This window comes from Streptomyces sp. NPDC059456, assembly GCF_042750055.1.
Taxonomy (GTDB): Bacteria; Actinomycetota; Actinomycetes; order Streptomycetales; family Streptomycetaceae; genus Streptomyces.
In genome coordinates, this window is sequence record NZ_JBHYVA010000176.1 from 3,683 (window position 1) to 13,229 (window position 9,547).

8 protein-coding genes and 1 pseudogene are annotated in these 9,547 nt (G+C 71.8%); 3 read left to right on the plus strand and 6 right to left on the minus strand.

Annotated features, from left to right (window positions below):
• Positions 1 to 145: 145 nt before the first annotated feature.
• From ACFXA3_RS17590 to ACFXA3_RS17615, 6 genes are all read right to left on the minus strand, one after another.
• On the minus strand, positions 146 to 577 hold the full coding sequence (locus tag ACFXA3_RS17590) for a hypothetical protein (protein ID WP_385187696.1): 432 nt from the start codon (positions 575 to 577) through the stop codon (positions 146 to 148).
• 124 nt (positions 578 to 701) lie between these two features.
• Positions 702 to 1,565, minus strand: a complete 864-nt coding sequence (locus ACFXA3_RS17595) for a carbohydrate ABC transporter permease (RefSeq protein WP_385187698.1) — start codon at positions 1,563 to 1,565, stop codon at positions 702 to 704.
• Complete coding sequence (locus ACFXA3_RS17600) at positions 1,562 to 2,950, minus strand: ABC transporter permease subunit (protein WP_385187700.1); 1,389 nt, start codon at positions 2,948 to 2,950, stop codon at positions 1,562 to 1,564. Before ACFXA3_RS17600 ends, ACFXA3_RS17595 begins: the two co-directional genes overlap by 4 nt.
• 10 nt (positions 2,951 to 2,960) lie before the next feature.
• Positions 2,961 to 4,292 (minus strand): ABC transporter substrate-binding protein, encoded by a 1,332-nt coding sequence (locus ACFXA3_RS17605; protein WP_385187702.1) that lies wholly within the window; start codon positions 4,290 to 4,292, stop codon positions 2,961 to 2,963.
• A gap of 77 nt (positions 4,293 to 4,369) precedes the next feature.
• Positions 4,370 to 6,052: a glycoside hydrolase family 13 protein gene (locus ACFXA3_RS17610; RefSeq protein WP_385187704.1), complete on the minus strand. Its 1,683-nt coding sequence runs from the start codon at positions 6,050 to 6,052 to the stop codon at positions 4,370 to 4,372.
• Between the two features lie 228 nt (positions 6,053 to 6,280).
• Positions 6,281 to 7,555 carry an ABC transporter substrate-binding protein gene (locus ACFXA3_RS17615; protein WP_385187706.1) on the minus strand — a complete coding sequence of 425 codons (1,275 nt, stop codon included), beginning with the start codon at positions 7,553 to 7,555 and terminating at the stop codon, positions 6,281 to 6,283.
• Between the two features lie 180 nt (positions 7,556 to 7,735).
• On the opposite strand from ACFXA3_RS17615, the gene ACFXA3_RS17620 reads away from it, so the two are divergent.
• From ACFXA3_RS17620 to ACFXA3_RS17630, 3 genes and pseudogenes are all read left to right on the plus strand, one after another.
• The gene (locus ACFXA3_RS17620; protein WP_385187708.1) at positions 7,736 to 8,242 is read left to right on the plus strand and encodes a PadR family transcriptional regulator; all 507 of its coding nucleotides are present in this window, start codon (positions 7,736 to 7,738) and stop codon (positions 8,240 to 8,242) included.
• Complete coding sequence (locus ACFXA3_RS17625) at positions 8,239 to 9,036, plus strand: ABC transporter ATP-binding protein (RefSeq protein ID WP_385187710.1); 798 nt, start codon at positions 8,239 to 8,241, stop codon at positions 9,034 to 9,036. The genes ACFXA3_RS17620 and ACFXA3_RS17625 overlap by 4 nt, the downstream gene beginning before the upstream one ends.
• 2 nt (positions 9,037 to 9,038) lie before the next feature.
• Positions 9,039 to 9,547: pseudogene (locus ACFXA3_RS17630) on the plus strand (ABC transporter permease); the annotation flags it as partial.

Consider the following 9,547-nt stretch of genomic DNA (forward strand, 5'->3'; position numbering starts at 1 on the left):
CACACCCCCCCTCCCATTGGGTTTGGGTGGGCTTGTTTTTTTTTAAACCACACAAAAACCCCCTTTGTGGGCCCCCCCCCGCGCGGGGGGTGGCGCGTTTGGGGGGGGGGGGGGCCGGCCCAAACCGGCCTTCCTCACGGTGTCATCAGCCGACGGTGACGGTGGTGGAGGGCGAGGTCCGGTTGCCCGCGCTCACCCGCAGTTCCTCCTTGCCCTTGGTCTTGAAGGTGTTGTCGAAGGAGAAGCTGGAGCCCTGTTTGACCACGGTGTTCGCGTGCAGGGTCGTCCACTTGTCGCCGTTCTTGTGCTGGAGCACCACCTTCGTGCCGATCGGCAGGCCCTTGGTGCGGCCGGTGAACGTGACCTTCTCGCCGGCCTGGACCGAGGTCGGTGTGGCCTTGAGGGTGATCTCCCCGGCGGCGGCCGATGCGGAGGCCGCCGGTGCCGGCTTCGCCGAGGCGGCGGACGTGGTCGCGGTGGCGAGGCCCCCGGCCGTCAGCAGCGCTGCGGACAGGGCGCCGGCGGCGGCGATACGGGCGATACGGGTGGCGTGGGTGGTGCGGCGGGGCGTGGCCATGAGGTCGGACTCCCGTCTGGAACGGATTCCCCCACGCGTTCCCCTACGCGGCTCGAACCGCTCCGATGCTAGCGGCGCCGCTCCCGCGCGGGCGACTTGATCAAGAAGAACCCCTGGTCGCACCTCACTTCACGGAACCCGCCATCACCCCTTGGACGAAGTGCCGCTGGAAGGCGAAGAAGACGACGAGCGGGACCACCAGGGAGAGGAACGCCCCCGGTGCGAGGACGCCGATGTTGCTGCCGAACTGCCGCATCTGGGACTGGAGCGCGACGGTGAGGGGCTGGGAGCCGCTGTCCGCGAACAGCAGCGCCACGAGCATGTCGTTCCAGACCCAGAGGAACTGGAAGATGGCCAGGCTCGCGAGGGCCGGCCGGCCGAGCGGCAGGACGAGCCGGAAGAAGATCCGCCACTCGCTGCCGCCGTCCATCCGGGCCGCTTCCAGCATCTCGCGCGGGATCTCGGCGAAGTAGTTGCGCAACAGGAACACCGCGAACGGCAGCCCGTAGGCGACGTGGAAGAGGACGACACCGGCGATCGAGCCGAACAGTCCCACGGCGCCGAAGAGTTTGGCCACGGGCAGCAGCCCGATCTGTACGGGGACCACCAGCAGCCCGACGACCACGAGGAAGATGCCGTCCCGCCCGGGGAAGTCCAGCCAGGCGAAGGCGTATCCGGCGAGGGCCGCGATCGCGACGACCAGGACGGTGGTGGGGACCGAGATCAGGATGGTGTTCCCGAAGGCCTGCGCGATGCCCGAGTCCTTCAGCAGGGCGCCGTAGTTGTCCAGGGACAGCTGCGAGGGATCGGTCAGCGCGGTCCACCAGCCGTCGGAGGCGTTGTCGCGTTCGGAGCGCAGCGAGGAGAGGAACAGGCCCGCGAGCGGGGTGATCCATACGAGGGCGACCAGGACGAGCAGGCCCTGGACGACCGAACTGCCCAGCAGGCGGGACGGGAGTCGTCGTTCGGCGGCGCTGTGGCTGCTCATGCTCCGCTCCTTCGGAATCGCCGGATGTTGAACACCATGGCCGGGACGACCAGCAGGAGGAGCACCACGCTCAGTGCGCTGCCGAGCCCCTGGTCGTTGCCGCCGCCGAAGGAGACCAGCCACATCCGCGTGGCCAGTACGTTCGCTTCCTCCTGCACCGGCCCGGGCGCGATGATGTAGACGAGGTCGAAGACCTTCATCACGTTGATCACCAGGGTCACGAACACCACCGTGAGCACCGGCGCGAGCAGGGGGACGGTGATCCTGCGGAAGATCTGGCCCTCACTGGCACCGTCCATCCGCGCGGCCTCCAGTGCGTCGCGGGGGATCGCCGAGAGCCCGGCGCCGATCAGGACCATCGCGAAGCCGGTCCACACCCACAGGTAGGCGCCGATGATGGCGGGTGTCACCAGTGCCGGGCCGAGCCAGTTCACGCCCCGGTAGGGGGCCGCGAAGTTGGCCGCGGGCAGCCGTACGGTGTACTCGCCCTCGGCCAGCCCGGTGAGGCGGAACGACCCGTCGTCGGAGGCGGTCGCGGTCGCGGCGACCCGTCCGTCCCGTACGGCTTCGACCGTCATGCCGGGCAGGCCCTTCTCGCCGGGGTCGACCCGGCCCGGTGTGCCGGCGCCGCCGGGGGCGAAGTCGAGGTAGACCACGCCCCCGATCCCGTCCGTGCCGGGCGCCGCGGGGGCGGCGGCCTTCGCGCCGCCCGGTATCGCGTCGGGTGCCACGCCGACGAGGCCGAGGCCGACCGAGGCGCCGGTCCGTACGGTCTTTTCGGTGCCGTACGGGCCGCCCGCCCGGCCGGTCAGGCCCTGGCCCTCCCGGATGCGGGCCGTCGGATAGGCGGCGGCGTCGTCGAAGGTGTCGTGGACGCCGACGACGACCGCGTTGAGCACGCCCCGGGCCGGGTCCTGCTCGTAGGCGAGGCGGAAGACGATGCCCGCGGCGAGGAACGACACGGCCATCGGCAGGAAGAGCACCAGCTTGAACGCGGTGGCCCAGCGCACCTTCTCGGTGAGCACGGCCAGCATCAGCCCGAGGCCGGTCAGCAGGACGGGGGCGACGACGACCCAGATGGCGCTGTTGCGGATCGCCTTGAGGGTGGCCGGGTCGTGGACGATCGCCGCGTAGTTGCCGGCGCCGACGAACCGGTCGCCGTCGGCGTCGAAGAGGCTGCGGCCGACGGAGAAGACGACCGGGTAGACGACGAGCGCTCCGAGCAGCAGCAGGGCCGGCAGTACGAACGCGATCGCGAGGCGGCGTTTCCTGCGCTGGGCGCGGCGCCGCGGGTCCGCCGCGGTAGTTGCGCCGCGGGAGGTGCGGGTGCCGGCGGGCGGCGTCCCGGTGGCGGGACCGCCGTCGGCGGTCAGGGTGTCAGCCATGGGGGCCGCCTCAGTTCCCGTACGCCTTGGCGGCCTCGGCTTCGAGTTTCCCGGCCGTGCCCTGCGGGTCCGACGGGTCGCGCAGGAAGTCCTGGAGGAGCTTCCATTCGCCCGCGCCCTTGGTGCCGCCGAACGCCGCCGGGGCCTGGTCCGACATGTCGAAGCGGACCGAATCGCCCGCCGCGACCAGGGACTTGGCGGTGCTGCGCGTGGTGTCGTCACCGTACGCCGCGAGGTCGACCTTGGTGTTCGGGGAGAGGAAGCCGCCGGCGCCGGCCCACACCTCGGCGGCCTCGGGGCCGGCCAGGAATTCGAGCAGCTTCATGCCGGCCTTGCCGTTCTTGCCGTTCTTGAGGACGACGGCCGCGTCACCGCCGCTGACGACCGGCGCCGTACCGCCGTCGACCGCGGGGAACGGGAAGAACTTGGCGTCCTCGCCGGGCTTCTTGCCGAACTGGTCCTTGGCGACCCCGCCCACGAAGTCGCCCTCGTAGACCATGCCCGCCTTGGGCTCGGGGCCGAAGACCTGTTCCACGGAGGAGGGGAAGTCGGTGCCGAGCGCGGTCTGGGCGCCGCCGGCGACGAGCTGCTTGTCCTTGAACAGTTCGCCGAGGGTGGTCAGCGCCTTGACGACGCTGTCGTCGGTCCACTTGAGCTCGTGCCGGGCGAGCTGGTCGTACTTCTGCGGTCCGGCCTGCGAGAGGTAGACGTTCTCGAACCAGTCGGTGAGGGTCCAGCCGTCCTCGCCGGCCACGGCGAAGGCCGGGCGGCCCGAGTCGGCGAGGGTGCGGCCCGCCTTCAGCAGGTCCGCCCAGCTCCCGGGCTCCGAGACGCCGGCCTGGGCGAAGGCCTGCGGGGCGTACCAGACGGTCGACTTGTGGGCGGCCTTGAAGTAGAGGCCGTAGTACGTGCCGTCGACGCTGCCGTAGTCCTTCCACACCGGGGCGAGGGAAGAGCCGGCCGTCTTGGCGGCCTCCTCGGACAGCGGCTGCAGCCAGCCCTGCTTGGCGAACTGCCGGAGCACGCCCACCTGGGGGACCATCACCACGTCGGGTGCGTTGCCGCCTTCGATCTTGCTGCCGACGAAGGTGGAGACGTTGTCGCCGGAGGGGACGAAAACGGTCTTGGCGCCGGTCTTCGCGGTGAAGGCGTCGAGGACCTTCTTGAAGTTCTTCTGTTCGCTGCCGGTCCAGACACCGGCCACGGTGACGGTCTGGCCGCTGAGTTCGCCGCCGCTCGCGGGTCCGGTGGTGCCGCCGCAGGCGGTGGCGCCGAGGGCCAGGGCGAGGGCCGCCGATGCGGTGGCCGCGGTGCGCCGGGTCGTCTTGCCGGGTCGTCGCATGATGAGGTCCTTTGCGCGTTCGGGTTCGGGGAGGAGGGGAGGCTGCGGGAACGGTCCGGCGTGCCGGGGGCCGCGGTTCACGGCGTCGGGCAGTCGGCCGTCCACCACGCGGCGGTCGACGCGGGGAGCACGCCGTCGGGGCAGGGTCCGCTGGCCAGCAGCGGGGCACCGGCGACCGGCGCGGGCACCGGCTCGGTGCCGAAGTTGACCGCGCAGACCAGGCCGTCGCCGCGGGCCATCGCGAGGACCTGCGCGGGCGCGTCCAGCCAGCGCAGGGTGCCCTCGCCGAGCTGCGGCAGGCTCCGCCGCAGCTGGAGGCCTTCGCGGTAGAGGTGCCAGAAGGAACGGGTGTCGGCCAGGGCCCGGTCCGTGGAGTGCTCGGCGAACCACTCGGGCTGCGGCAGCCACGGTCGCGCGCCGGGCACGCCCTGGCTGAAGCCGAACGGGGAGGCGTGCCCCGACCAGGGCAGCGGCACCCGGCAGCCGTCCCGGATGTGCTCGCGGCTGCCGGTGCGGTGGAAGATCGGGTCGGTGAGGACCTCGTCCGGCAGGTCGAGGACCTCGGGCAGTCCGAGCTCCTCGCCCTGGTAGACGTAGGCCGCGCCGGGCAGCGCGAGCATCAGCAGGGCGGCGGCACGGGCGCGGGCGGCTCCCAGCCCGCTGCCCTCCACTCCGGGTTCGCCCGCGTAGCGGGTGACGGTACGGACCTGGTCGTGGTTGTTGAGCACCCAGGTGACGGTGGAACCGGTGCCGGCGATGTCGCGTATCGCCTCGGTGATCGTCGCGCGGAAGGCGCCGGCGTCCCAGGGCGCGCTGAGCAGGTCGAAGAAGAAGGCCTGGTGCAGTTCGTCGGGACGGACGTACGCGGCGTGCTCGCGCGCCGTCGGCACGGACACCTCGCCGACCAGCAGCCGCTCCCGGCCGTCCCGGGCCGCGTACTCCTCGCACACCGCGCGCCAGCGGCGCCACACGCCGTGCACCTCGGGCCGGTTCCAGGCCAGCTGGTTGACGGCGTCCCGGGCGCGTTCGTCGGCTCCGGGGTCGTCCGAGTCGGGCAGTTCGGGGTGCTTGAACAGCCCGGCGGCGACGTCGATGCGGAAACCGTCGACGCCGCGGTCCAGCCAGAAGCGAAGTATCCGCTCGAACTCGTCGCCGACTGCCGGGTCGCGCCAGTTCAGGTCGGGCTGCTCGGGGGTGAACAGGTGCAGGTACCACTCGCCGGGGGCGCCGTCGGGTCCGGGAACGCGGCTCCAGGCGGGACCGCCGAACATCGCGCGCCAGTTGTTGGGCGGCTCGGCCCCGGCCTCGCCGCGGCCGGGAGCGAAGTGGAACCGGGAGCGCTCCTCGCCGCCGGGCGCCGCGGCGAGTGCCGCGCGGAACCACGGGTGCTCGCTCGAACAGTGGTTGGGGACGATGTCGAGCAGCAGCTTGAGCCCGAGGCGGTGGACGTCGGCCACCAGCCGGTCGAACTCGGCGAGGTCGCCGTAGACGGGGTCCACACCGCAGTGGTCGGCGACGTCGTAGCCGTGGTCGTGCTGCGGCGACGGATAGAACGGGCTGAGCCAGATGCCGTCGACGCCGAGCCTGCGCAGGTGGGGGAGCCCGGCCCGGACGCCGGCCAGATCGCCGATGCCGTCACCGGTGCTGTCGAGGAAGCTGCGGACGTAGACCTGGTAGATCACCGCGTCGCGCCACCAGGGAGCCGGTGCGGGGGCGGTACGGGAGGGGTGGCCGGTGTCGGCCGGAAGGGTGCTGAGCATCTCGCGTCGACCTGTTCTGCTGAATGCGAGAGCGCCCCAGAGCGGGTGCGCTGTTATGCATGCATGTTAAGTAGCAGCGACTGGAAGGTGTCAACGATGTGTCCAGAAACAGCGAAAAGCTGGGGTGGTTTGTCCCTAAAGATGCGCATGCAAGACGAAGGGCTTCTACTTAACATGTAAGTAGAAGCCCTGAGGGGAGCGCCGATGGAGGAGGGAGAGCGGGCGGGGTCAGCGCCTGGAGGAGAGGGGGCGGAGCTCGCGCGCGAGCCGCGCCGTCGCCTGCTCCGGAGTCTGGCGCAGCGCCATCACGTCCTGGGCCACGGCCTGCACGGCGAGGCTCACCTGGTCGTAGCGCGGACTCTTGGGGCGTGGCACCGCCGACAGCACGCTCTGGCGGAGCGTCGGCAGGTACGGGTACGCGCGGATCAGCTCCGGGTCCTCGTACAGCGCGGCGCGCACCGGCGGGAGCGAGCCCCGGGTGAGCACCTGCCGCTGGACCCGTTCACTGGTCAGGTACGAAATGAGATCGGCCGCGGAGGCGGGATGCCGCGCATGGCTGCTCACGGCGAGGTTGGAGCCGCCGAGCACGCTGGTGCCGGGCCCGTCGGGACCGGGCAGCGGGACGGCGCCGAACCTGCCCGCGACCTTCGACCCGCTCGCACCGGCGTCCGCGTACACGTACGGCCAGTTCCGCAGGAAGAGCAGCCGGCCGTCCTGGAAGGCCTGCCGCGACTCCTCCTCCTTGTAGCCGAGCGCGGCACGCGGGATCCAGCCGTCCCGAACGCCGTCCGCGAGGAACCGCAGTCCGGTGCGCGCCGCGTCGGAGTCCACCGTCACCCGGGCGCCGTCGTCGCGCAGGATCGAACCGCCCGCCGACTGCACGGCCTCGGTGACGTTGACGGTGAGCCCCTCGTACGGCAGGAACTGGCCGGCGTACCCGTCCAGTCCGTACTTCGGGGCGATCGTGCGCGCCTGGCGGGCCAGCTCGGCCCAGGTGCGCGGCGGTTGCTCGCCCTCCCGGTCCAGGACGTCCTTGCGGTAGTACAGCAGGCCCGCGTTGGTGACGTACGGGACCGCGTAGAGGCGGCCGTCGAACGTCGCGGTGTCGACGACCGGCCGCAGGAAGGCGTCCAGGGGGAAGCGTCCGCGCTCCAGCGGGGAGATCCAGCCGGCCGCCGCGAACTCCGACGTCCAGGCGACGTCGATGTTCAGCACGTCGAACCGGTTGCGGCCCGACCGCAGTTCGCTGATCATCTGCGCCCGGGTCTCGTCCGCCGAGTCCGGCAGCTCGACGAGCGTGACGCGCTCGCCCGGGTGGGCGTCGTTCCAGTCGTCGAGGAGCGGGGGGAGGTAGTCGGTCAGATCGCCCGCCGTCACGAGCGTCAGGGGACCGCGGCCCGCGGAGGCCGCACCCGCGTCGGAGCGGACGCCGAAACCCGCGTATCCCGCCAGCACCACCGCCGCCACCAGGAGAGCTCTACCCGCGGCACGTGTCCACCGCATAGATTCCTCCCAGCGCACGACGCAGTGCTCGATCCGGCTGCGCCGCCGACCACCGTGGCCTATATATACCCGTTAGGCATGGGCGATACTAGACGTCCAGGCAGACGAGCCGGAGCGCGGCGCCACCCGGCCCGTTGCCGAGTGAACCGTTGACTACGGAGCGGGAAGGAGGGGGAGCGAGTGCGGCTGGCGCTCCTTGCGCTCCTCACCCGTAGCCCTGCGCACGGTTACGAGCTGAAGCAGGACCTTGAGAAGCTCCTGGGCGCCGCGTACCCTCAGCCCAACGTCGGCCAGATCTACGTCACCCTCGGCCGGCTGGAGAAGAGCGGCCTGATCGAGGGCGAGGACGTCGAGCAGTCGGGCCGGCCCAACAAGCGGACGTACCGGCTGACGGACGCGGGGCGCGAGGCCGTGCTGGCCTGGTTCGAGGAAACCGCCGAGGAACCCCGGGTACGGGACGAGTTCTTCATGAAGCTGGCCCTCGCACCGCAGTCCGGGCTGGCCGATCCGATCGCCCTGATCAACAAGCAGCGGCGGCAGTACCTCAACACCATGCGGGACCTGTCCAAGCTGGCCGCGACCGAGGACCGCGACAACAAGATCTCCCAACTGCTGATCGAGGGCGCCATGCTGCACCTGCAGGCCGACCTCGACTGGCTGGAGCGCTGTCAGGAGGAGCTGGAATGAGCGACGACGCGACCACGGCTCCTGCCGTGAGCGCCGACGCGGCCGCCGCCGTCCCCATCGTGCGCGCCGAGGGCCTGACCAAGACGCACCACGGCGAAGGCGTGCCGGTGCACGCCGTGCGCGGAGTGGACCTGTCCGTCCGGCCGGGCGAGTTCGTCGCGGTCACCGGACCCTCCGGAGCGGGGAAGTCCACGCTGCTGCACCTGATCGGCGGACTCCAGCGGCCCGACAGCGGGAAACTGTGGCTCGGCGGAGAACGCGTCGACCAGTACCGCGAGGCCCGCTGGGCGGTCCTGCGGCGCCGCAGCATCGGCGTCGTCTTCCAGTTCTTCAACCTGGTCTCCAACCTCACCGTCGCCGACAACGTCGAACTGCCCGCCCTGCTCGCCGGCGCCTCCCCGAAGGCCGCCCGCGCGTCCCGCGCCGAACTGCTCGCCGAACTCGGCCTCGAAGGCCGCGAGCGGTCGATGCCCGGCGAGCTGTCCGGCGGCGAGCAGCAGCGCGTCGCGCTCGCCCGCGCACTCGTCAACCACCCCGCGCTCCTGCTCGCCGACGAACCGGCCGGCAGCCTCGACAGCAAGGGCACGCGCGAGGTCCTGCGGCTGCTCACCCGGTTCCACCAGCGCGGCCAGACGATCATGATGGTCACCCACGACGCCCGCATGGCCAGCGCCGCCGACCGCGTGATCAGCTTCTTCGACGGGCGCATAGCCGACGACGCCCACCTCGACGGCGGGCGTCGCGGTCCGGTCCGCGGCGTCTCCGGGGTACTGGACCTGGAACTGAAGGAGTGACCGTGCGGGCCACCCTGCGCTGGGCACACGCCGACTTCCGCGCACACCGGGGCGAAGCCCTCTTCGTCGTCCTGGCCAGCGCCGGGATCATCGCCTCGCTCCTGCTGGCCGGCGCCCTGTTCGGCTACGCCGCCAACCCCTGGCAACGGATCTTCAACCAGTCCCACGGCGCGCACATCTGGCTGAACACCCGCGCGGGGGCCAACACGGACGCCCTGGCCGGTCTCGACGGCGTCGAGGCACTCGCCGGGCCCTACCGCACGACGGCGACGACCGTCGAATCGCACGGCGCGCGCGCCGGCGTCACGCTGCGCGCGGCCGCGGTGGATCCCCCGGAGACGGGACGGCCGCTCGTCACCGCCGGCGGCTGGCTCACCCGGCCGGACACCGGCTCCGGCACCCGTACCGGCGCGGACCCCACGGCCGGCGCCGTCGTCCTGGAGGCCTCGGTCGCGCGGGCGCTCTGGGCCGAGCCCGGCGACACCGTACGGCTCACCGGACCGGACGGCGC

Bases quoted from the DNA above. Each gene is read 5' to 3' on its own strand.
- ACFXA3_RS17590 (WP_385187696.1), bottom strand. From the start codon at position 577: ATGGCCACGCCCCGCCGCACCACCCACGCCACCCGTATCGCCCGTATC.
- ACFXA3_RS17595 (WP_385187698.1), bottom strand. From the start codon at position 1,565: ATGAGCAGCCACAGCGCCGCCGAACGACGACTCCCGTCCCGCCTGCTG.
- ACFXA3_RS17615 (WP_385187706.1), bottom strand. From the start codon at position 7,555: ATGCGGTGGACACGTGCCGCGGGTAGAGCTCTCCTGGTGGCGGCGGTG.
- ACFXA3_RS17600 (WP_385187700.1), bottom strand. From the start codon at position 2,950: ATGGCTGACACCCTGACCGCCGACGGCGGTCCCGCCACCGGGACGCCG.
- ACFXA3_RS17610 (WP_385187704.1), bottom strand. From the start codon at position 6,052: ATGCTCAGCACCCTTCCGGCCGACACCGGCCACCCCTCCCGTACCGCC.
- ACFXA3_RS17605 (WP_385187702.1), bottom strand. From the start codon at position 4,292: ATGCGACGACCCGGCAAGACGACCCGGCGCACCGCGGCCACCGCATCG.
- ACFXA3_RS17625 (WP_385187710.1), top strand. From the start codon at position 8,239: ATGAGCGACGACGCGACCACGGCTCCTGCCGTGAGCGCCGACGCGGCC.